Source organism: Olleya sp. YS (assembly GCF_029760915.1).
Taxonomy (GTDB): domain Bacteria; phylum Bacteroidota; class Bacteroidia; order Flavobacteriales; family Flavobacteriaceae; genus Olleya.
The window spans coordinates 340,332-363,841 of the sequence record NZ_CP121685.1 but is presented as its reverse complement, the minus strand read 5'-3'; the positions used below and the strand labels follow the sequence as shown (position 1 = coordinate 363,841).

20 protein-coding genes are annotated in these 23,510 nt (G+C 31.3%); 11 read left to right on the top strand and 9 right to left on the bottom strand.

All coding sequences use genetic code 11. The annotated features are described in order from the left end of the window. Genes kdsA through Ollyesu_RS01730 form a run of 4 tightly spaced genes read right to left on the bottom strand, consistent with a single transcriptional unit; the run spans position 1 to position 4,414 of the window. Positions 1–819: a 3-deoxy-8-phosphooctulonate synthase gene (kdsA, locus tag Ollyesu_RS01745; RefSeq protein ID WP_279302090.1), complete on the bottom strand. Its 819-nt coding sequence runs from the start codon at positions 817–819 to the stop codon at positions 1–3. A gap of 30 nt (positions 820–849) precedes the next feature. Next, positions 850–2,043, bottom strand: coding sequence for a hypothetical protein (locus Ollyesu_RS01740; protein ID WP_279302089.1), 1,194 nt, complete (start codon positions 2,041–2,043; stop codon positions 850–852). Next, positions 2,040–2,672 carry an ATP-binding cassette domain-containing protein gene (locus Ollyesu_RS01735; protein WP_279302088.1) on the bottom strand — a complete coding sequence of 211 codons (633 nt, stop codon included), beginning with the start codon at positions 2,670–2,672 and terminating at the stop codon, positions 2,040–2,042. Before Ollyesu_RS01735 ends, Ollyesu_RS01740 begins: the two co-directional genes overlap by 4 nt. Positions 2,673–2,677: 5 nt before the next feature. After that, positions 2,678–4,414, bottom strand: a complete 1,737-nt coding sequence (locus Ollyesu_RS01730) for a DUF4836 family protein (protein WP_279302087.1) — start codon at positions 4,412–4,414, stop codon at positions 2,678–2,680. 238 nt (positions 4,415–4,652) lie between these two features. On the opposite strand from Ollyesu_RS01730, the gene typA reads away from it, so the two are divergent. From typA to Ollyesu_RS01710, 4 genes are all read left to right on the top strand, one after another. Then, complete coding sequence (gene typA / locus Ollyesu_RS01725) at positions 4,653–6,452, top strand: translational GTPase TypA (protein ID WP_279302086.1); 1,800 nt, start codon at positions 4,653–4,655, stop codon at positions 6,450–6,452. A gap of 256 nt (positions 6,453–6,708) precedes the next feature. Next, on the top strand, positions 6,709–7,581 hold the full coding sequence (locus Ollyesu_RS01720) for a GNAT family N-acetyltransferase (RefSeq protein WP_279302085.1): 873 nt from the start codon (positions 6,709–6,711) through the stop codon (positions 7,579–7,581). Next, positions 7,578–8,675, top strand: a complete 1,098-nt coding sequence (locus Ollyesu_RS01715; RefSeq protein ID WP_279302084.1) for a DegT/DnrJ/EryC1/StrS family aminotransferase — start codon at positions 7,578–7,580, stop codon at positions 8,673–8,675. The genes Ollyesu_RS01720 and Ollyesu_RS01715 overlap by 4 nt, the downstream gene beginning before the upstream one ends. Next, positions 8,676–9,983 (top strand): O-antigen translocase, encoded by a 1,308-nt coding sequence (locus Ollyesu_RS01710; protein ID WP_279302083.1) that lies wholly within the window; start codon positions 8,676–8,678, stop codon positions 9,981–9,983. Here the strand turns inward: Ollyesu_RS01710 and Ollyesu_RS01705 are convergent, their stop codons facing one another. After that, positions 9,984–11,126 carry a glycosyltransferase gene (locus Ollyesu_RS01705; protein ID WP_279302082.1) on the bottom strand — a complete coding sequence of 381 codons (1,143 nt, stop codon included), beginning with the start codon at positions 11,124–11,126 and terminating at the stop codon, positions 9,984–9,986. Positions 11,127–11,159: 33 nt separating this feature from the next. Here Ollyesu_RS01705 and Ollyesu_RS01700 point away from each other — a divergent pair, with 33 nt between their 5' ends. Beyond that, entirely contained in the window at positions 11,160–11,999 is an 840-nt protein-coding gene (locus Ollyesu_RS01700) for a glycosyltransferase family 2 protein (protein ID WP_279302081.1), read from the top strand. Positions 12,000–12,010: 11 nt separating this feature from the next. Then, on the top strand, positions 12,011–12,409 hold the full coding sequence (locus Ollyesu_RS01695; RefSeq protein WP_279302080.1) for an FdtA/QdtA family cupin domain-containing protein: 399 nt from the start codon (positions 12,011–12,013) through the stop codon (positions 12,407–12,409). Here Ollyesu_RS01695 and Ollyesu_RS01690 read toward each other — a convergent pair. From Ollyesu_RS01690 to Ollyesu_RS01680, 3 genes are read right to left on the bottom strand one after another with little or no spacing between them, the layout of a single operon-like run. Beyond that, positions 12,392–13,330, bottom strand: a complete 939-nt coding sequence (locus Ollyesu_RS01690; RefSeq protein ID WP_279302079.1) for a glycosyltransferase family 2 protein — start codon at positions 13,328–13,330, stop codon at positions 12,392–12,394. The genes Ollyesu_RS01695 and Ollyesu_RS01690 overlap by 18 nt on opposite strands. After that, positions 13,327–14,217, bottom strand: coding sequence for a glycosyltransferase family 2 protein (locus Ollyesu_RS01685; protein WP_279302078.1), 891 nt, complete (start codon positions 14,215–14,217; stop codon positions 13,327–13,329). The genes Ollyesu_RS01690 and Ollyesu_RS01685 overlap by 4 nt, the downstream gene beginning before the upstream one ends. A gap of 3 nt (positions 14,218–14,220) precedes the next feature. Beyond that, positions 14,221–14,907, bottom strand: coding sequence for an ATP-binding cassette domain-containing protein (locus Ollyesu_RS01680; RefSeq protein ID WP_279302077.1), 687 nt, complete (start codon positions 14,905–14,907; stop codon positions 14,221–14,223). A 261-nt stretch (positions 14,908–15,168) separates the two neighbouring features. Here Ollyesu_RS01680 and Ollyesu_RS01675 point away from each other — a divergent pair, with 261 nt between their 5' ends. The 4 genes from Ollyesu_RS01675 to Ollyesu_RS01660 all read left to right on the top strand — a co-directional run bounded on the left by Ollyesu_RS01675 (position 15,169) and on the right by Ollyesu_RS01660 (position 22,239). Further along, complete coding sequence (locus Ollyesu_RS01675) at positions 15,169–18,189, top strand: tetratricopeptide repeat protein (RefSeq protein WP_279302076.1); 3,021 nt, start codon at positions 15,169–15,171, stop codon at positions 18,187–18,189. Positions 18,190–18,227: 38 nt separating this feature from the next. Beyond that, a complete protein-coding gene (locus tag Ollyesu_RS01670; RefSeq protein ID WP_279302075.1) occupies positions 18,228–19,955 on the top strand; it encodes a TonB-dependent receptor in 1,728 nt (575 codons plus the stop codon). A 100-nt stretch (positions 19,956–20,055) separates the two neighbouring features. Then, on the top strand, positions 20,056–21,678 hold the full coding sequence (locus Ollyesu_RS01665; RefSeq protein WP_279302074.1) for an amidohydrolase: 1,623 nt from the start codon (positions 20,056–20,058) through the stop codon (positions 21,676–21,678). Between the two features lie 33 nt (positions 21,679–21,711). Further along, entirely contained in the window at positions 21,712–22,239 is a 528-nt protein-coding gene (locus Ollyesu_RS01660) for a DUF2059 domain-containing protein (protein WP_279302073.1), read from the top strand. Here Ollyesu_RS01660 and Ollyesu_RS01655 read toward each other — a convergent pair. Next, positions 22,236–22,934: a class I SAM-dependent methyltransferase gene (locus Ollyesu_RS01655; protein ID WP_279302072.1), complete on the bottom strand. Its 699-nt coding sequence runs from the start codon at positions 22,932–22,934 to the stop codon at positions 22,236–22,238. The two genes, Ollyesu_RS01660 and Ollyesu_RS01655, sit on opposite strands and share 4 nt — an antisense overlap. Before the next feature lie 60 nt (positions 22,935–22,994). Between Ollyesu_RS01655 and Ollyesu_RS01650 the strand changes: the two genes are divergently transcribed. Continuing rightward, a complete protein-coding gene (locus tag Ollyesu_RS01650) occupies positions 22,995–23,486 on the top strand; it encodes a YkgJ family cysteine cluster protein (RefSeq protein WP_279302071.1) in 492 nt (163 codons plus the stop codon). Positions 23,487–23,510: the final 24 nt, after the last annotated feature.

Sequence of the window (23,510 nt, the reverse complement as noted above, 5' to 3'; positions counted from 1 at the left end):
TTAAAACGATTGTACTAACTTTCTAATTGCAGTTAAGTTAGTCAATAAACCTTCAAGATTATCTAAATGAAGCATATTGGCACCATCACTTTTTGCATTAGCAGGATCAAAATGTGTTTCGATAAATAAACCATCGACGTTATTTACAATTCCAGCACGAGCGATAGTTTCTATCATATCTGGACGTCCACCAGTAACACCAGCACTCTGGTTGGGTTGTTGTAACGAGTGTGTCACGTCTAACACTGTTGGCGCATATTGACGCATAGTTGGTATGCCTCTAAAATCTACAATCATATCTTGGTAGCCAAACATGGTTCCACGATCGGTAATCCATGCTTTGTTGCTTCCTGCATCTTTTACTTTTTGTACCGCATGTTTCATAGCTTCAGGACTCATAAATTGTCCTTTTTTAAGGTTAACTACTTTACCTGTTTTTGCAGCAGCAACAACCAAGTCCGTTTGTCTTACCAAAAACGCTGGTATTTGTAATACATCCACATATTGAGCAGCTTTAGCAGCATCACTAACTTCATGGATATCTGTAACAGTTGGGACATCAAATTTCTCAGAGACTTTTGCTAAAATCTCTAAAGCTTTTTCGTCTCCTATTCCTGTAAAACTATCAATTCTACTTCTGTTAGCTTTTTTAAAACTCCCTTTAAAAATATAAGGTATATCAAGCTTATTAGTAATTGAAACAACTTTCTCAGCAATTCTGTAAGCCATGTCTTCACCTTCAATTGCGCAAGGACCACAAAGTAAAAAGAAGTTATTACTGTTAGTATGTTTTATTTTAGGAATGTCTTGAAGCGTCATAATTAAAATGATTTGTGGTGCAAAGATAGTTTAAATTTCAGTAGTTAAAAGACTGGTGTTTGGTTGTGTCATCTGACCAATTTTAGCGTTGGTATGTTTACGATAATAAAGAGCCAATGCGATAAAAATAATTATACTAATAATAACCAAATACACAATGGATAGTAAAGAATGCTCTACTTGAAGTATACTTAAATAAGGTGCAAAAACAAACTTTAATATAATGCTTATAGCTAAAGCAACAATAATTGAAATGGCTAACACTTTTAATGCTATTGCATGATAAACTTTTGCGATATCTGATTTAGAAAATCCTAAAAAATGAAGCTGCGTAATAGTTTGTTTATTCTTTAAAATAAGCAAGTTAATATTGGTAATGACTAAATACATTGAAAGAATAGTAATAAGTAAACCAATAAAAAGGACAATACTTAATATTAATTTTAACACATAACTTAGTTTAGAATTTTTAACATCGTTTGAGAGGTATTTGTAATTTTTAGAGGCTAAAAATTCTAATAATTTAGGATCAGAAGGATTTTTGACATCCAGTATTAATCTCGATATTTTAGCAGTTTTATTTGGGCTTAAATTCTTATTAGTAAATTTTAAAAAAGATTCTGGAACTAATATCGAATTAATGTTTTCTGACGCATCTAAAATATAAGCTCTAAAGTTTTCAGTTTTGTGCGTTCCGCTAAGGGTTAAGTCAATTGGAACTTGCCTAATTATTTTCTCGTTAATCTGTGGTAATCCAGAACTGGTAGCATATCCAAAATTGTATAAATTAATGTAGTTTTTTGGAATTATTATAGGGACTTCTCGGTCACCTGGTTGCCATTTCCAGTCTTTATTAGTAATATCAATAAACTGGTCAGAGACTGCTTCCAAAAACATTTCAGTAGTAATTCCTGCATGATTAGGGAATGTAACACTAGCTAATACGCGATATGTACCATGGGTAAAACCACCAGTTTTTGTGATAAAGTCTTGCTGTTCGAGTTCTGTAATTTCTGCATCTGTAAAAGCATTATTTCTACCTAAATCTTTGTAAATAATTAGGTTTTGATTACCTAATAAGTCGTTTTTAGAATTAAAAATAGATTGTGTGTCTATAAATAATTGAATAACAACCAATAAAATTCCTAAGCCTAAGCTAGAACTTAACGCAAAAAATAATAATTGAGATTTATGGACTTGTTTTTTTAACAGTGTATCAATCATAGCATGAATGTTTTTGTATAATTGATATTATAAGTGTCGCCCAAACTGGCAATAACTAAAGTAGCGTTATTCTTTGTGACCTCTTGATTAATTAATGCTATGGCGTTGTCTATTTGAGTATTATCAATATGACTAAACGGTTCGTCTAGCAACAACAACTCAAAAGGTTGACATAATGCTCTGATAATTGCAACACGTTGTTGCTGACCGTAAGATAACGTTTCAGCTTTTTTATCGGCTAATTGATCAATATCTAAACGTGACATCATCTCTAAAATGTCTGGTTTAGATTTATGATTGGTTAACCCATTTTTTAGTTGAATATTTTCAAAAGCAGTTAATTCAGGAAACAGTCGTAAGCCTTGAAAAACAATGGAGATTTGATGTTTTCTAATGTTAGTCCAATCGCATTCAGAAAAAGTAGATATGGAATTGTTGTCAAATAAAATGGTTCCAGAATACCGATTATTTAAACCATATAAAAAATTAAAAAAAGAACTTTTACCACTACCGGAAACTGCCTGAATTAAATAACTAGAGTCAGTATCTAATTCAAAATTTTTACTCCAGACTTCTGACGAAGCTGGAGTAAAAAAATCTGGAACAATAGATTTAATGTGTATTTGCACTTAACTTATTTTGTTTTGGTAGATTCTATAATGGTTTCTTCTATTAAGTCTTCAATTTTAACATCCTCAGTTTTATCTTCTAATTCGCTCATAGTTTTAGCCATTTCATCACCATAAAGAATCGTTTGGATTAAAGAGTTTTTGTCACCTTTAGTGTAGGTAAAAGATTCGGCTCCATCTGCATCAATAAAATAGTGGTTTTCTCCAAAGTATTTTTCATATAACTTACCACTTATTTCGGTTAGTTCATCCATTGCATCTACTCTGTAAAAATTATTTCTACCATATGGATTATACATATTTGTAAAATCTTGAGCAATATTGGTGATATTACCTTTAGTGTATAAATAAATGGAGTGTGACAATTTATCTTTGTGTTCAAAGTCTGAAAGGTTAGTGGCTAATTTTCCATTATTTTTAACCTCGTCTGCACTATTAGCATGATTTGTAAAAAACACAAAACTATCTGATATGACCATAAATGTGTTACGATCTACCTCATAATAGTTGGTGCTAATCTCTTGTATTGGTGCACCAAGATCTTTAATTTTATTAAAAAGTCTGTCAAATTTAGCTTTGTCTTTAACGCCAATTGCACCAAACATGTTAGGCATTTTTTTCTCGACTATTTTGTATTCTTCTTCGTCTGTATAATAATTATAACTGTATACTGAGTCTTTTACTGTTTGACCTTCTGTTAAAGCAAAAAGTGCAGATCCATCAAAGATTTTGGCAAATGTTTTAGTGTCCATATTAAATTCTTTGTTAAAGTCTCTATCCATTCGTTTTAAGCTTTTTTTCAGCTCTTCTCTAGCTTCCATTGGTAGCGTTTTGTTGTCTCTTAAGTCATAAAAATGCTCGTGTAAATTTTCTAAATTAATAGATAGTTTTCCAACTAACAAAGCGTCTTTTGGTAAAACGTCTAACATGTCTCTGTTATAATCTGTACTCATCCAATCTTTATAACCACTTAAAGACTTAATATCTTTATTTAATTTTAATTTAGTTTCAGTATGGATATGGTCCTTTTCAAAACTACCATAATAGGCTATATTATTATCCTCTAAATTAACGTCTAAACCAGCAAACATACTTAACAAACCATCAAAAGCATCTCCTAGTGGAGTTGATGTAATATGCACACCCATATCTTGACCTTTATCAAAAAAGTCGTTAAAATATTTTGTGGTTAACACAGTTTCAGAAGCGTCTAATGTTGTTAAGTCTTTTAATTCTGCGCCAGCATAATTATTAGCTCCTATCAAAAGTGCAGTTTTATTGTTCCATCCAATTGCTAGCTCTCGGTTAGAATACACAGTAAAAGCATCATCTTTTCCTACGTTAGTTTCTTTTTCTAATCTTGGCATTTTATCAATCATAGGTTGTATAAAAGCTTCAAATGATTCTGCGTTATTAATTGGTAAAATTAGTCCACCAACACCAGTAAGCCTTTTGTAAGTCATAAATCCTAGGATATATTCTTTTCTAAAGGTTTTATTTATGTTTTCAGACGTCATAAATTCACTCATAAAGTCTTTAAGTTCTTTAGGTGCTTTGTCTTCCATTAAGCTATTAACCTTTAAGTCTTTAAAGTCCAGTCCTTCACTTTTTTCTGAAAGTGATTTAACATTAACATACATGACACCAATAGCATGTTTAGGGATAAATTTTGCTTCTTCACTTTTAGTGCCACAACTGGCAAACAAAATGGCAATGGTTAGTAGGTAGATGATTTTTTTCATGAAAAATGATGTTTTTTATATTATTGATTAAGTCACAGATACAAATCTAAACATATATTGTTTTTATAGAAATTAATTGGTCAATTAACCATTAATTTTTCTCTTGTAAGGATAACTATCTGTGTATGATAAGTTAAAAACGTTACAAGATTATAAATTGAAATCATCAAATAAATGATAAAACCCTTTAAATCGATAAAAATTGAGTACCTTTGCACGCTTAAAATAAGGCACTATTATGGCTAATATTAAAAACATTGCAATTATTGCACACGTTGACCACGGGAAAACGACTTTGGTTGATAAAATTATGTATCACTGTCAATTATTTCGTGAAAACGAAAACACAGGAGATCTAATCTTAGATAATAACGATTTAGAGCGTGAAAGAGGAATTACAATTACTTCTAAAAACGTATCGGTTATTTATAAAGACACAAAAATCAATATTATTGATACACCTGGTCACGCCGATTTTGGAGGAGAAGTAGAGCGTGTATTGAATATGGCAGACGGTGTTTTGTTATTAGTAGATGCTTTTGAAGGTCCAATGCCACAAACACGATTTGTATTACAAAAAGCAATCGATTTAGGGTTAAAACCTTGTGTGGTAGTTAATAAAGTTGACAAAGAAAACTGTACTCCAGAAGAAGTACATGAAAAAGTGTTTGATTTAATGTTTGAATTAGGAGCAGAAGAGTGGCAGTTAGACTTCCCAACAGTTTACGGTTCTGCAAAAAACAATTGGATGAGCGACGATTGGCAAAAGCCAACCGAAAATATCGAACCATTATTGGATATGGTTATCGAGCATATACCTGCACCAAAAATTCCTGAAGGAAACACACAAATGTTAATCACATCTTTAGACTTTTCGTCGTTTACAGGTCGTATTGCAATTGGACGTTTAACTCGTGGTGAATTAAAAGTAGGACAGCAAATTTCTTTGGTTAAAAGAGATGGTAAGATTGTTAAAAATAGAATTAAAGAATTACACGTTTTTGAAGGTCTAGGTCGTATTAAAGTAGATCAAGTTCAGACTGGAGATATTTGTGCAATAGTAGGTTTAGAAGGATTTGATATTGGAGATACAGTTGCCGATTTTGAAAATCCTGAAGGATTAAAAACTATAGCTATTGACGAGCCAACAATGAGTATGTTATTTACTATTAACGACTCGCCTTTCTTTGGTAAAGATGGTAAGTTTGTAACGTCTAGACATATTAAAGAAAGACTAAATAAAGAGCTTGAAAAAAACTTAGCACTTCGTGTTGAAGAAACAGATAGTGCAGATAAATTTATGGTTTTTGGACGTGGTGTATTACACTTATCGGTGTTAATAGAAACTATGCGTCGTGAAGGTTACGAGTTACAAATTGGACAACCACAAGTTATTATTAAGGAGATTGATGGTGTTAAATGCGAACCAGTAGAAGAAATGACTATAGATTTACCAGAGCACGTATCAGGTAAAGCTGTAGAGATGGTAACGATGCGTAAAGGAGAAATGTTAAGTATGGAAGCTAAAGGCGAGCGTATGGTATGCGAGTTTTTAATTCCGTCAAGAGGTATTATTGGATTACGTAATCAATTATTAACTGCAACAGCTGGTGAAGCTATTATGGCACACCGTTTTAAAGAGTATCAACCATTAAAAGGTGGTATTCCTGAACGTCAAAACGGATCGTTAGTGTCTATGGAAAAAGGGCAAGCAATACCTTATTCTATCGATAAATTACAAGATAGAGGTAAGTTTTTTGTTGATCCAGGAGAAGATATTTACGAAGGTCAAGTGATTGGAGAAAATTCTCGTGGTGACGATATGGTGGTTAATGTTACTAAAACTAAAAAGTTAAGTAACGTACGTAGTAGTGGAGCAGATGATAAAGCTAAAATTGTGCCTGCAATTAAGTTTTCGTTAGAAGAAGCTTTAGAATATATTCAAAAAGATGAATATGTTGAAGTTACACCTAACCACTTACGTTTACGTAAAGTATTTTTAACTGAAGTAGAACGTAAAAGAAATAAAATTATCTAATAGTTTAAACTATTACTTTCATAAAAAGAGAAATACTAAACAGTGTTTCTCTTTTTTTATACAAACAACTAGCCTATAAAAGGCTGTATTCATTTTTATTACTTGTTATTAAAGAAAAATTAGTACTTTCAAGCCTTGATAACTAACACCATTTGTTATATTTTTAATAACCACATATACTAGTAAAAACAAAGCGCTTTGGGATAGTTTTATAGCTCAAGCTAAAAATGCAACCTTTTTGTTTTATCGAGATTTTATGGATTACCATAAAGACCGATTTACAGACCACTCGTTACTAGTATTTCAAGATGAAAAATTAATTGCAGTGTTACCAGCCAATATAACTGAAGCTACTTTACACTCGCATCAAGGACTAACTTATGGAGGGCTGATTTATTCTGAAAAGTTAAAGTTTAAAGTTGTTTTAGATATATTTAAAGCTATTTTACAATATTTACACCAACAGGAAATTAAGCTGTTAAACTTAAAAATATTACCTTCTATTTATACCAAAATTCCTAATGAAGAGCTTAACTATTTAATGTTTTTAGTAGAGGCTAAACTACATAGAAGAGATGCTTTATCTGTTGTCAACATGAGTCAAAAAATCAAGTTGTCTAAAGATAGAGTAGAAGGTTATAAACGAGGAGTGAAACAAAACTTAGTCGTCAAGGAAGTAGGACAATTTGATGAGTTTTGGAATTTAATTTTGATACCTAACCTCAATACTAAACACAATACAAGTCCAGTCCATAGTTTAACAGAAATAACGACACTTAAACAAAATTTTAACTCTCAGATTAGACAATTTAATGTTTATAAAGATGATAAGATTGTTGCTGGTACAACGATATTTGAAACTAAACATGTGGCGCATTCCCAATATATATCAGGAAATAACAATAAAAATGAACTAGGAAGTTTAGACTTTTTGCACCATCATTTACTAACTAATATTTTTAAAGACAAACCGTATTTTGATTTTGGAACGTCTAATGAAAACGAGGGTAAAAAAGTCAATCATGGACTGCAATACTGGAAAGAAGGTTTTGGAGCACGAACAATTATTCAAGATTTTTATTCAGTAGACACTAAGAATTTTAATAAGTTAAATTCAGTTTTTATATGATTAAGTTTTTAGACTTAAAAAAAATAAATGCTCGTTTTGAGAACGAATTTAATGCAGAATTTTCTTCGTTTCTAAATAATGGACAATATATACTTGGCGAAGGAGTAAAAACTTTTGAAGCTAATTATGCAGATTATTGTGGTACAAAACACTGCGTTGGTGTAAGTAATGGTTTTGATGCTTTGGTTTTAATTTTTAAAGGCTATATAGAGTTAGGTGTATTAAAAAAAGGGGATGAGGTTATTGTGCCTGCTCATACTTTTATTGCTTCAACTTTAGCCATTATTGAAGCTGGATTGACACCAGTTTTAATTGAGCCAAATCCAGATACCTTCAATATCGAAGCCACAACTATCAAACATCATATTACTGATAAGACTAAAGCCATTTTAGTCGTTCATTTATATGGACAACTATGTGATATGCAATCCATAACAGAATTAGCCAAATTACATAATTTAATAATCGTAGAAGATGCTGCACAAGCACATGGTGCTAAAAATCAAATAGGAAGTGCAGGTAGTTTAGCAGATGCAGCAGCGTTTAGTTTTTATCCTGCAAAAAATTTAGGTGCTTTAGGTGATGCTGGAGCAATAACGACTAACAATTCTAGTTTAGCAGAAGTCGTTTCAAAACTCAGAAATTATGGAACCACAACCAAATATCAAAATGAAATTTTAGGCGTAAATAATAGATTGGATGAACTGCAAGCATTGTTTTTAAATATAAAATTAAAGTCTTTGGATCAGGACAACAAAGCTAGACAGACCATTGCAAAACGTTATATTTCTGAAATTAAAAACCAAAAAATAAAACTTCCATATTATGACGGATCACAAAATCATGTGTTTCATTTGTTTGTGGTTTTGGTAGAAAACAGAAAGTCTTTTATTGAATATTTAAAAGTAAATAATATAGAAACTGCAATACACTATCCAACTCCACCACATAAACAGCAAGCGCTTTATCGAATTAACCACTTAAAATTTCCAATAACAGAAAAAATTCACGAAACTTGCGTGAGTTTACCAATTAGTCCGATAATGACTAATTTAGAGGTAGATACAGTAATTGATAAACTGAATAATTACTAATTGAAACGAGTTTTAGCGTACATAAATAATAATGTTTTAGTAAAGGTTGCTTCACTTAATTCTGTGTCTGTAATCATTAAAATTATTGCTGGATTTTTAACGTCAAAATTTATTGCACTTTTTGTTGGGTCAGAAGGAATGGCTTTAGTAGGAAATCTAAGAAACTTTGTTGGGTCTATTCAAGCCATATCTATTTTAGGATTGTACAAAGGTGTTGTAAAATATATAGCACAGTTTAAAAATAACACCTTAGAGCTAAGTAAAACCATTTCTACAGTATTTTACTTAGGCTTTATTGCGACTATGCTAATGAGCTTTTTGGTGTATTTTAAAGCAGACTATATTAACGATTTAATTTTTAAAGAATACAATAACTACGCTTACGTTATTAAAATTTTTGCAATAGCACTACCATTTTATGCTTTAAATATGTTAGCATTTTCCATAATGAATGGTTTTGCTAAGTATAAGTACCTAATCATTTTTAATATTTTCGGTCAAATTTTAGGTGCTGTTATAACTATATTACTAATATGGTTAGAACAAATTGATGGAGCATTAATTGCTGTAGTTATAGCCGAATCTTTGATATTTTTAATCACTTTAGTTGGTATTATTAACCGTAAAAACTTTATACCTTTAATTAAAGCCAGCAATTTTAGTTTCAATTTTGCAAAAAAGTTGAGCTCTTATTCTGGTATGGCATTATTTTCTGCAATCATTTTACCTTTTGTTGCTATATTGATTAGAAGTTATATTATTGATAATGTTGGTTTAAAAGAAGCTGGATTTTGGGAAGCGATGAACCGAGTGTCCAAGTACTATTTACTTTTTGTAAGTACATTATTAACCATGTATATCCTTCCAAGATTTTCTGAAATTGATAATATTAAAGATTTTAGAAAAGAAGTCTTTAGCTTTTATAAAACTATTATTCCAATTTTTGCTTTAGGATTAATTGCAGTTTATTTTTTGAGACACGTAATAATACAAATGGTATTTACTGACGAGTTTAAACCAGTTGAAGAATTATTTATTTGGCAATTATTAGGCGATTTTATAAAAGTACTGTCTATAGTTATTGCTTATCAATTTTTAGCTAAGCGCATGTTCTGGCATTATATAATTACAGAAGCGTTCTCTGTAGTTACTCTATATTTTACTAGTAAATTTTTAATTGACGAGTTTGGAGTAGTTGGAGCAAATATGGCACACTTCGCAACTTATGTCATGTATTATGCCATCATTTTATTGATCTTTTACTCGTCTTTATTTGGTGTTATACCAGATAGAATTGAAGAAGAATAATTACGCTTTGTTCCAAGTATCTAGATACTGTTTTGCAATCTTTTTATAATGATGATGAGTTTTAATAAACGCTATTGCATGTTTAGAAATACGCTCTATTTGGTCAGGATTATTAATTAACCAATCTAATTTTTCAACAAGATAATCTACACTTGGAAGTGCATGTATTGCGACTGTATCTTCTTCTAGATTGTAATAGTCTAGCCATTCTTTTTCTGCACCTGTAAATACTACTTTACCCTTAGACATAGCTTCTAAAGCATTGTAACCTTGATCATAAGCATATATTTGGTCCATTAATATATGACAACTATTGTATGATGTTATATAATCAGTATATGGTACATTTTCTGTCCTAACAACGTCTACTGTATCTGGATATTTTTTTGAAATAGTATCTAATGCCTTATCAAAAATATCGTTACCTTTTTTTATATAATTTGAAGTATTTATACCATGAAATATAACAATTTTTGATTCATTTTTTGTAGGAGTCAAATCATTATTATTAATTATAATTGGGTTAGGTATCATACCCAAATAGCCTTTTTTATTATTGTATGGTAGGTGGTAATCTAGATCGCTAGATATAATTCCATTGGTATTATTCTGTAAAAAAGCGAATAACTTTTGATTGGCTGAAGATGTTTTTTTTAAAATATGGTTATAGTATTTTTTTAAATCAGCATTATTAAAATAGGGTGTCAGTATTGAATATTTAAATTTCTTATCTAAGGCGTATTGCACGCTAACATAGTCTGTACCACAAGCCAACAAAAAAGTTTTTTTATTTTGACTAATTAACTTGTTTAATAATCTTTTCTCAATAAAAGGATGCGTTTTAATACTATTTTGATTAATTAATTGTACAACATCAAATCCTTTTAAAGATTTCAATATTTTATTAAAACGGTAAGCATATTCAAGTTTTATAAGATTAATAGTGGTAAGTTTTAGTATTGCTTTTACTAACCAATTTATGCTTGGTCTGGTAAAAAAAGTGGCTTCGTAGTTAATGTCCACATTAAAATTTTTAAACCCATCAGCTGTTCCAACTAACAAAACGTCATGTCCTAAAGTAACTAATCCTTCTTTTAAGGAATTATGAAGTCTGCTATACTCGCCAACCAATAAAATTTTCATAAAATGATTACATTTGTTTCAAAGATAAATTAAATGAGTAAATCCTCGAAAAAAGATGTTGATTTTGAAATTTTGGTGTCAACGATGCATAGAACATCACTATCGTTTTTAAAACCAATGTTTCAAAACCTACAATTAGAGGATTATCACATATTAATTATTAATCAAACGACTCCAGATAAACTCTTAGAATCATCTCATGATAATATAAGAGTTGTAAATTCTTTTGAAAGAGGACTGCCTAATAGTCGAAATCTAGCAATTAAACATGCTATAGGTAAAATCTGTTTAGTTGCAGATGATGATGTGATTTATGTAAATAATTTAAGCAATATTATCTTAGAAGCGTATCAAAAATATACTGATGCAGATATTGTAACTTTCAAAATGACAGATTTTGATGGTAATGAGTTTAGAGATTATAAACCTACTGTTATACATGATAAAAAAAGCATTTTTACGGTCAATTCTGTTGTAATTACTTTTAATCGAGACAGTTTAATTAATCAGCTAGTAGAGTTTAATCCTAATTTTGGTTTGGGAGCCGAATTTAAAACAGCAAATGAATATGTGTTTTTGCGTAATGCTTTAAAAAGTAATTTAAAGTTGTATTTTCAACCCAAAATTATCTTGTCTCATCCAGCCTTTAGTTCTGGTCAAGATTCGGCTAGTGACACTTTAATTTATGCTAGAGCTGCTTTATTTTATAAATATTCAGGTAGTTTGGCTTATTTTAGATTAATAAAACAATTGTATTTATTAATACAATTAAAACAGTTAAAAGCAAAATTGTTTTTACCCAAATTTAAAGTAGGACGCTCAGGTATTTCAAGATATAAGCAATTGTTAAAAGAAGGTTTAGAAACACGCTAAAATGTACATAAGTGATTAAAATAATTGAAATTCCAAAAATCAAAGACCCAGAAGGAAGAGGTAATTTATCTGTAGTAGAGAAGGATATTGTACCCTTCGATATTAAGCGAGTGTACTATTTGTATGACGTACCAAGTGATGCTTACAGAGGTGGTCATGCACACAAAGCGTTATACCAGTTTCTGATACCTTTAAGTGGAAGTTTTGATGTTATTTTAAAAGATGGTACTAATATAAATTCGGTAACGCTAAATAAGCCAAATAAAGGATTATTAATTGTTCCTGGTATTTGGAGAGAACTGGAAAATTTTTCTTCTGGAGCTGTCTGTTTAGTTTTAGCTTCAGAGGTTTATGACGAAGCCGATTATATTAGAGATTATAATGCATTCAAGCTATTTAAAAGCCGATAAATAAATATTGTTTTTAATTAAAAAGTGCTGAATGTTCTTAAGAATATTCAAAACAGTTTTTGGTAGCTTTAACAGTAGTTTTTGTTTGCTGTTTAGATTGCTATAATCAATTTCTCCTTTTATTTTTTTAAAGTTATACTCATCATTATTTAGCTTGTATCTAATAGCCAATGCATATCTGTTAATATCCAAATAATGCTTTAAAGAGGGGTTATCATACTCTTCAGTTTTGTAATTATTTATTAGTAGATACCTATCGTCATTAAATGTACTATTGGATAAACTTAAAGTGTCATATAGGTTATAAGTCATTGTGATTTTAGGATTAAAAGCTACTTTGCCTAGTAGTCCAAATTTAATCCATAAATCAATATCTTGACCTGTTCTTAAATTTGTGTTATAACCATTGAGTTTTAAAAAATCTTCTTTTTTAAAGGCAACTGAAGACGATGTAGGTATAAAATTAATGGTGTTAGCTTTAAAAAAATCTTGAATAATCAAGCAATGATCTTGATAATCAAAATTAAATGCAGCAGGAGTAATCAATCCACCAAGTCTTTTTATTTTATAATTAGTACAATATAAAACAGCGTTTTCAATACTTTCTATACACGCTTTAAGTGCTTGTAAGTGATTGTTTTCCCAAATATCATCTGCATCAAGAGTAGCGATGTACTGACTTTTTGAAGCCTTAATCGCATTATTTCTAGCAATTGAGGCGCCTTGATTAGGTTGTTTAATTAAGGTAATTCTGTGGTCAACTATAGTCTCAATAATCTCTACACTGTCATCTGTTGAACCATCATCAATGATAATGATTTCAAAATCTTGAAACGTCTGATTTAAAACAGATGTTAAGGTGTTTAAAATGTATTTTTCTTTATTATAAAGCGGAATGACTACAGAGAAGAAACAGCTCATGTTTTTAAGTTGATATGACAAAAGTAGCTAATTCTAAACAAATCAAATAAAAATAGAGAAGGTCGTTTGGAAGTCAAATTTAGTTTTATTAAAGGACTAATCAGATAATAACTAGCTGCTAAGATATAATTAAGTTTCCACTGTTTTAGCTTAGTAAAGTATACTAAAAACGGAATAAAATGATAGTCAATCAAATTTGAATTATAGATATAATCTAAATTCTGCAATCCGTTTTTTGTCTTTTTTAAAAACACAGAACTAAAATCGACATCACCATGTAAAATAGGATTATCAATATGTAACACCTTAGTTTGTAATTGACTGGCTTTATAAGCAAATAAAGTGTCCTCATGACCATATTGGGTTAACGTTTTTTCAAAACCAATGGTGTTAAAGATAGCTTTAGTCATTAATGTATTATTACAAAACATGCGTTTGTATGGGTTTTGCTCTCTTTGTTTGGCAGTCAAATCTTCCCGATGTGTACCGTATTTCCAACGTAATTTTCTTTGTTTAGAAACTTGTTTTGGATGAATACGTCCACCATAAATTATAGCAGTTTCTGCAGTTATTGCTTCAAGATAATTACTAATATAATCTGGATCAATTACTAAGGAATCACCATCAATAAAAAGTATATAATTGTATGAAGCGGTATTGGCTAACAGATTCCTGTTGTTACTTAAGCCCACATTTTCAGGGTTTACTTTAAAAGTAACAAAGTTTAGTGTGTTAAGCTTTTGGTTTTCTTTGGCTATTTCTGTTTTAGAGCCATCATCAAAAATAATGATTTCAAAAGCAATTGTAGACGCTATTAATTGCTTATGTAAGGCAGATACCAACTTGGTGACATCGTAATTGTAAGTCGGTATTAAAACAGATAGCATAGTTTAATTGGTTTTACGTTGTACAACCTCAAAAACCTTATTGTCATCACATTTTAAAGTTTTGCTTGGATACTTTAATAGTAAAGCATAATCATGAGTTGCCATTAAAATAGTATTACCATTTTTATTAATATCCTGTAGTACTTCCATAACCTCAATGCTAGTCTGAGGATCTAAGTTACCAGTAGGTTCATCAGCTAAGATTAATTCAGGATCATTTAATAAAGCACGTGCTATGGCAATACGTTGTTGCTCTCCACCAGATAATTCATGTGGAAATTTAAAACCTTTAGTTTCCATAGCTACTTTTTTTAAAACAGAAGCAACACGTTCATTCATTTTTGCTTTGTCTTTCCAACCTGTAGCTTTCAGTACAAATAATAAATTGTCGTTTATCGTTCTATCGGTAAGCAGTTTAAAATCTTGAAATACAATACCTAGCTTCCTACGTAAAAACGGAATATCTTTTTCTTTTAAAGTTGGTAAATCAAAATCAACAATATGACCTTCACCTTTTGTCAACTTTAAATCACCATAAAGTGTTTTCATAAAACTACTTTTTCCAGAACCTGTTTTACCAATTAAATACACAAAATCACCTTTATTAACCTCTAAATTAACGTCAGATAGTACTAGGCTATCACCTTGAAATATAGAGGCGTCTTTTAATTCTAAAACAGTATTTGACATAAAATAAATTTATTTTTAGCTGAAACAACGCGATTTAATGCTATTAAATTGCGCTTCACAAAGTAAACAATTAATGTCATAAACAGAAAACGGAAACTCTATTATTTTTAAGGCAACTTTTGTTTATTAAATAGGGCTTAAAACAACTTTAGTTGTACTAGATTTTTTATTTTTAATAACTCCGTTTATAATTATTGACTAATTCTAACGTTAGACCTATAGATTAATTTATCTTTGATTTTGAATTAAAAAATAATGTCAATGTTAGTAAAAAAGCAACTTACATTTTTAATATCCATAGCGTTTTGTTTTCAGTTACTTGCACAAGAATCTGCAGTTTACACTAGTAGTTTGGGCGATTATCAAAAAGCATTGCAATTGTATAATAGCCAGCAGTATTTAGCAGCCCAAAACTTATTTACTCAAATAAAAAAAGCATCTGATGATGAAAACATTCAGAGCAATTGTGCCTTTTATATTGCCAATGCAGCTATTAGATTAAATCAGCAAAACGCAGATGTGTTAATGGAACGTTTTGTAGAAAACTATCCAACAAGCACTAAGCGTAATACAGCTTTTTTAGACGTTGCAGACTATTATTTTACCAATGGTAAATATGCGTATGCTCAAAAATGGTATGCCAAAGTAGATGATAATGCATTATCTAAAGCAGATAGAGAAACCTATAATTTTAATAATGGTTACGCTTCGTTTATTACTAAAAATTATAAGGATGCCAAAAAGTATTTAACACGTGTAGAAACCTCTCAAAAATATGGATCACAAGCGAAATATTATCTAGGATTTATGTCTTATGAAGGTGATGATTACGATGGAGCTAATAAATACTTTGAGCAAGTCAGTGATGAAGAAAAATATAAAGAAAAACTAAGTTATTATCAAGCCGATTTAAATTTCAAATTAGGAAAATTTGAAAAAGCTATCGAGCTAGCCAAAGAAAAACTGCCTACTAGCGATAGAGATGAAGTATCTGAATTAAATAAGATTATAGGTGAAAGTTATTTCAACCTAGAACAATATAGCGAAGCTATTCCGTATTTAACCGAATATAAAGGAAGAAAAGGTAAGTGGAGCAACACCGATTACTATCAATTAGGGTATGCCTATTACAAGCAAAAAGATTATGACAAAGCCATATCTGAGTTTAATAAAATAGTAAGCGCAGATAATAGTGTGGCACAAAATGCATATTACCATTTAGGAGAAAGCTACGTGAATGTAGGCAAAAAGCAAGAGGCTTTAAACGCGTTTAGAAACGCTTCACAAATGGATTATGATTTAAAAATCCAAGAGGACGCGTGGTTAAATTATGCCAAAATTAGTTACGAGATTGGTAATGCTTACCAATCGGTACCACAAGTATTAACGGGTTATTTAGAAAAGTATCCTGATACGCAATATAAAGAAGAGATAGAAACACTTTTAATAGATTCTTACATCACTTCAAAAAACTATAAGGAAGCTTTAGAATTATTAAAAAATAAAAATAGCTACGAAAGTAAAGTCGCTTATCAAAAAGTAGCATTTTACAGAGGATTGGAATTGTTTAACGATAATCAGTATCAAGAAGCCGAAAATTTATTTGATAAATCATTAAAAGAACAACAAGACCAAAAATTTACCGCAAGAGCAACATTTTGGAAAGCCGAAACTGATTATAATTTAACCAATTATGAGGATGCGTTAATCGGTTTTAAACAGTATGCTCAACAAAGTGAAGCTTCAGCTACAACCGAGTTTCAGAATTTAGAATACAATATTGCTTATGCGTATTTTAAACAAAAAAACTATGACCAAGCAACAACGTATTTTAACCAATACATCCAAAAAAATCAAACGGACAAGGTTAGATTAAACGATGCGTATTTGCGTCTAGCAGATGGTTATTTTGTCTCCAGTCGTTACGGTGAAGCTATTTCGGCTTATGATAAAGCAATGCAAGTAGGTACTATGGAAAACGATTATGCGTTTTTCCAGAAAGCAATGAGTCATGGATTTATTGGAAACGAGAATAGTAAAACTAGTCAGTTAGAGCAATTTATAACTAAATATCCAACATCAAAATTACGTGACGATGCGATGTATGCATTGGGTAATAGTTATGTTAAGGCTGGTCAAGATGCTAAAGCAATTGCTATTTACAACCAACTTAAAAAAGAGTATAGTAACAGTCCATTTGCCAGCAAAGGACAATTACGTCAAGGATTAGTGTATTACAATGCAAGTCAAAACCAGCAAGCGTTAAACACGTTTAAATCGGTAGCAAAAGACTATCCAGGAACTCCAGAGGCCAATCAAGCAGTAGCTACTGCAAGATTGATTTATATAGATTTAGGTAAGGTAGACGAGTATGCAGCTTGGGTAAGAACACTAGATTTTGTTGAAGTTACAGATGCCGATTTAGACAATGCAACATATGAAGCTGCAGAAAAACAGTATTTAGATGAAAATGTTAATGATGCCATCAAACAATTTAATGGATACTTAAACCAGTTTCCTAAAGGGTTACACGCTACTCAAGCCCATTTTTATTTAGCGCAACTATACTTTAAAAAAGATTTAAAAGCTAATGCAGAACCACACTATGCCTATGTTGTTAATCAATCGCAAAGCGAATTTTCTGAAGAAGCTTTGTTGCGTTTGGCGCAAATTCAATTGGATAAAAAAGATTGGAATGCAGCTATCCCAACGTTGCAGCGCTTAGAAGTAGAAGCTAACTTCCCGCAAAATAGTTTGTTTGCACAATCTAATTTAATGCAAGCTAACTACCAATTAAATAATTATAATCAAGCAGTCGCTTACGCGGAAAAAGTGCTTGGCAACGCTAATTTGGACAATAAAATTAGAAGTGATGCCTATGTTATTATTGCACGTTCCGCAATTAAAACTAACAACGAAGCTAAAGCCAGAACAGCTTATGCACAAGTAGAAACTTTTGCAACTGGTGAAACTGCAGCAGAAGCTTTATACTACAATGCGTACTTTAAAAATAAAGATGGTTTGTATAACGAGTCTAACAAGGTAACTCAGCGATTAGCCAAAGATTATTCTGGTTATAAATACTATGGAGCAAAAGGCTTAATAGTTATGGCTAAGAATTTTTATGCGTTAGGTGATGCGTTTCAAGCTACTTATATCTTAGAAAGTGTTATTAAAAACTTTTCAAATTTTGAAGATGTAAAGGCAGAAGCACAAACCGAATTAAATAAAATCAAAGCTGAAGAAGCCAAAACAAATTCATCAGTAATCACTGAAGACTAATATCATCAATCGACAATTGTCATTCATAAATATTAATTATGTTTAATAAAAAAAAGCAAGTCATCTTATTAATTGTTTCGTTGTTAATCACTGTCTTTGCATTTGCCCAAGATAGAGAAAACGATACCATACAAACAGGAGTTATAGATGTTGTAAAACCTTATACACCAACTATATCTGATGCGTTCAAAGTAAAGGAAACTCCAACTTTAGATGATACCGAAACCACCACAAAAAAGGAGGTAAAATATAATATCTTTTCATTTCCGGTAGCATCAACCTTTACGCCTGCAAAAGGAAAAGCTGCAGTAGTTGATAAGGCAAAAAAAGCAAAGCTTTTTGATAATTATGCGACGTTAGGTGTAGGAACTTATACAACTATTTTGGGTGAGGTGTATTTAAACCATGCAATAGGTAGAGATGAGATTTTTAGCGCGTACGTTGGTCATCATTCGTCACAAGGCGATATTGAAAATGTATTGACAGACAATGGGTTTTCAGACTCAAAACTAAACTTAACCTACAGTAAAAATAACCGTGATTATAGTTGGTCGGTTTTAGGAGGTTTTCAATACCAAACCTACAATTGGTATGGGTTACAGCAACCTTTGTTTGATCAAACTACTGCGGACGCATTAGACGTTGGTCACAGCTTTACCAATGGATATGTTGGAGGTGATATTACTTTTGAAGACGCTATCCTATCTTCTGGAAGTGTCTTTTTTAGACGTTTTGGAGATAACTATGGTTCTGGAGAAAATAGGTTTAAGGCTAATGGAATAGGGACTATTAATATTCAAGATTACGATGTAGATATAGAAATATTTACAGATTATTTAGGCGGAAGCTTTGATAAAGCTTATGCATCTCCAACTGAGTTAAATTACGGAAATTTTCAAGTAGGTGTTGCACCAACATTTCAATTAAAACAAGATGATTTAACAGTTGATTTAGGTGTAAAAGCGGTTTATTTAAACGATACTGAAGCAAGCAAGAATAAATTCTTTATTTACCCAAACATCTCTGCTAGTTATAGATTAGTAGATGAGATTTTAATAGCTTTTGGAGGTGTAAAAGGTGGTTTGATTCAGCATTCGTATTATGATTTTGCTCAAGAAAATCCGTTTGTATCTCCTAATTTATTAGTGGCTCCAACAGATCAACAATACAACACTTTTGTAGGATTAAAAGGGAAGTTATCTAATACCATGAGCTATTCGGTAAGTGGACACTATAAAGCTGAAAAAAACAAACCTTTATTTGTAAATAATGACGTCACACAAACTTCTGAACCTTACACTTACGGAAACTCTTTTGGAGTAACTTATGATGATGTCACAACCTTTAGTATTGCTGGAGAGTTAAATGTAGATGTGAACAGAAATTTTACGCTTGGTATCAAAGGAGAGTACTTTGCTTATGATGTCAAAAACGAAGCTGAAGCATGGAATCTTCCAGATATTAAAGCATCTGTGTTTTTAGACTATCAAATTAATGAGCATTGGTTTGCAGGAGCAAATTTATACTTTGTAGGAGAACGTAAAGATCAGTTTAATGTTCCAAGCTTAGTGATGCCTACTTTTGGAGTAGTTACACTTGATAGCTATTTTGATGTTAATGCACATGTTGGTTACAACATAAACGACCGTTTTTCGGTATTTGCAAAAGCCAATAATATTGTCGGCGAAGAGTATACCAAATGGCAAAATACACCAGTACAAGGTATTCAATTTTTAGCTGGTGCAACTTATAAGTTTGATTTTTAAAACTCTCATGTTCATACTATAAAAGTGATGACTATTACAATTTAAAAAAGCCTCAACTTGAGGCTTTTTTTATTCTTATATTTACGCAAAATTTTAATTTATGAAAATCAACCAACTCCTCATTTTATTTTTAATACTTACTGCTTGTACTTCAAATAAAACAGAAGTCGACACTATTGTTACTAATGCAACGATTTATACTGTAAATTCTCAGTTTGAAACTGTGGAATCTTTTGCTATAAAAGACGGAAAGTTTGTTGAGGTTGGGACAGCATCAGATATTCAAAAAAAATATCAAGCAGCCAATATTATAGATGCTAAAGGACAGACTATTTTACCTGGATTTATAGATGCGCACTGTCATTTTTATGGCTTAGGATTAAACCAGTTGCGTGTTAATTTAGTTGGTACCACCAGTTTTGATGAGGTCATGAAAGCAGTCATCGATTTTCATAACAAAAGACCTTCAAATTTTATAATTGGTAGAGGTTGGGATCAAAACGATTGGGAAGACAAAACCTATCCTAATAAAGCATTGTTAGATAAGTTGTATCCAGATACTCCTGTGGCATTAACCAGAATAGATGGACACGCTATGTTATGTAACCAAGCAGCTTTAGATCTAGCTAAGATTGATAAAAATACAGTTGTAGAAGGTGGTGAAATCCTTAAAGAAAATGGTGAACTTACAGGAATATTAATCGATAATCCTATGGAGTTGGTTGAAGCTATTTTCCCAGAACCAAGCAAACAGCAACAGATTGATGCCTTGTTGGAAGCACACAATATTTGTACTGATTTAGGTTTAACGACGGTTTCAGATGCTGGATTGGATAAACAGGTTATTGAATTGATCGACAGCTTACAACAAGCAGGTAAATTAGACATGCGTGTGTATGCTATGATTAGTAATAGAACAGACAATTTAGAGTATTATTTGTCAAAAGGAAAAATAAAAACAGACAGGCTAAATGTACAATCTGTAAAAGTTTATGCAGATGGTGCTTTAGGCTCAAGAGGTGCAGCTTTAAAACAAGAGTATTCAGACCAGCATAATCATTTTGGTGCTTTAGTTATTGGTACACAAGAGTATGTAGATTTAGCGGAACGAATATCTCAAGCAGGTTACCAAATGAACACACATGCAATTGGTGATTCTGCAAACAGATTTGTGCTTCAAACCTATGAGAAAACCTTAAAAGGAAAATCAAACAGTAGATGGAGAGTAGAGCATGCACAAGTTATTACAGATAATGATTTTGATTATTTTAAAAATGAAAACATTATCCCTTCCATACAGCCAACACACGCTACTAGCGATATGTATTGGGCAGAAGACCGTTTAGGGAAAGACAGAATAAAAGGGGCTTATGCTTACAAAACCTTACTAGAAAAAAGCGGAAGAGTAGCACTAGGGACAGATTTTCCAGTGGAACAAGTAAGTCCGTTTTTAACCTTTTACGCAGCAGTGTCTAGACAAGATACTAAGCAATATCCTGAAGGTGGATTTAATAAAGAAGAAGGACTAACAAGAGAAGAAACCCTTAAAGGAATGACTATTTGGGCTGCATATGCTAACTTTGAAGAGCAAGAAAAAGGAAGTATCGAAGTCGGTAAATTTGCCGATTTTATTATCTTAGATAAAGATATCATGACAATCGATGAAAAAGAGATTCCAAATATTAAAGTAAATCAAACGTTTATTAATGGTGTGGCACAATAGTTGCACTTTTTTAAACGAATCAAACTGACTAAAATGAAAAAATTTTTCACATTAATATGCTTTTTAGCAATCGGAACATTAAGCTTTGCACAAGTTGATGAGTACAGCGAAGATGTAAAAAAGTGCATTAAAAGTAATGGTACTATGACTTACTATGAAGGAGTTATAGATCAAATGTTTACTATGTTAGAAGAGCAATTTGCTTCTCAAGAAGTACCTGCAGAAGTCTGGAGAGAACTTAAAAAAGTCAAACCAGAATCTATGGATGAATTAGCACAAATGATTGTAAGTGCCTACAGAGCACATTTTACGCACCAAGATGTTAAAAACATGAATGCCTTATATGCTACCAAAGCAGGTCAAAACATGTTTAAACCTGAAGCATTATCTGAAGGTGATAAAATTATTTTAAAAGAATTTTACCAAAGCGAAACAGGACAAAAAATTGTAAGCTCTCAAGATTCGATGAATGCTTCAATGAGTGATATTTCTATCATGTGGAGTGGCGATTTATATAAAAGTATGATAGCAAAACTATCAGAAAAAGGATATACTATCTAAATATAAAGTTTAGCTAAATAGTCATAATGCTCGCCTTCCGCGAGCATTTCGCATTTTAGCCCTACAGCAGTACAAGCGGTGAGTAAGGTGTTAAAATCAAGATAAAGCCATGTCATAGGTGCTTCCTCCTCACCTTTATAGCTTAAAAAGTAATCTAATTCGCCATAATAATTAGCATTCATATCTTGCCAAAACCCACCATCCTCATCAACATACATGTATTGTATATCACTAGAATCTATAAGGATTTGCCCATCTTCATTTAATAAAGATTTTAAATGCTTCAAATAAGTTGTAACACGATGTAGTTTTTGAAAAATTCCAGTACCATTCATTAATAGTAAAATGGTGTCAAAAGTTTCGGTTTCTTTTAATACATCTATCATTTCAGCACGTCTTACACCTCTTATTTTACAGACTTCTATAGCGCCTTTAGAAACGTCAATAGCTTTTACAGTTAGACCTTTTTCTTGCAAATACAGACTGTGGTTACCTGCTCCACAACCAACATCTAATACGTGTCCTTTGGATAGCTGCAATGCTTTTTGTTCTAATTTAGGCATGTTTTTGTAACCTCTAAATAGATAAGGAAGAGGTAATATATCCTCTCCAGAAATATTAGTTGAGGTTATTAAATCTTCTGTGTAATCACCATTTTGGTAATCTAATAATGCTGTTCCAAAAAGGTCTTTCATAGTCATTTAATTATCACAATGCGTCTAGTCAAAGTGTCTTAAAAATAGTATTTTTGTACGATGGAAGCATTTTTAAATAATCTCCCAAAGCTTGCCAAAGATAAGCATAAGGACAATAAAACTTTTTTTACCAAATTAAAAAAGAAGCCACCAAAACAATTAGATTATTTAATGCAAGAGTTGCATGAAGAGGAGTTTAAACAAACCGACTGTTTAACTTGTGCAAATTGTTGTAAAACCACTGGACCTTTATTTACTGATAAAGATATACAACGCATTGCAAAACATTTTAGACTAAAACCACAACAATTTATTGATAGTTACTTGCGTTTAGACGAAGACAATGACTACGTCCTACAATCTGTACCTTGTACTTTTTTAGGAGCTGATAATTATTGTTCAATATATGATGTACGTCCAAAAGCGTGTGCCGAATTCCCGCATACCAACAGAAAAAAGTTTCAACAAATATCTAATTTAACATTAAAAAATGTAGCCATTTGTCCTGCAGCTTTTAATATTGTCGAGAAGATGAAAACGTTAATAAAGTAAATTGTATTTGAATTAAAAATTTAT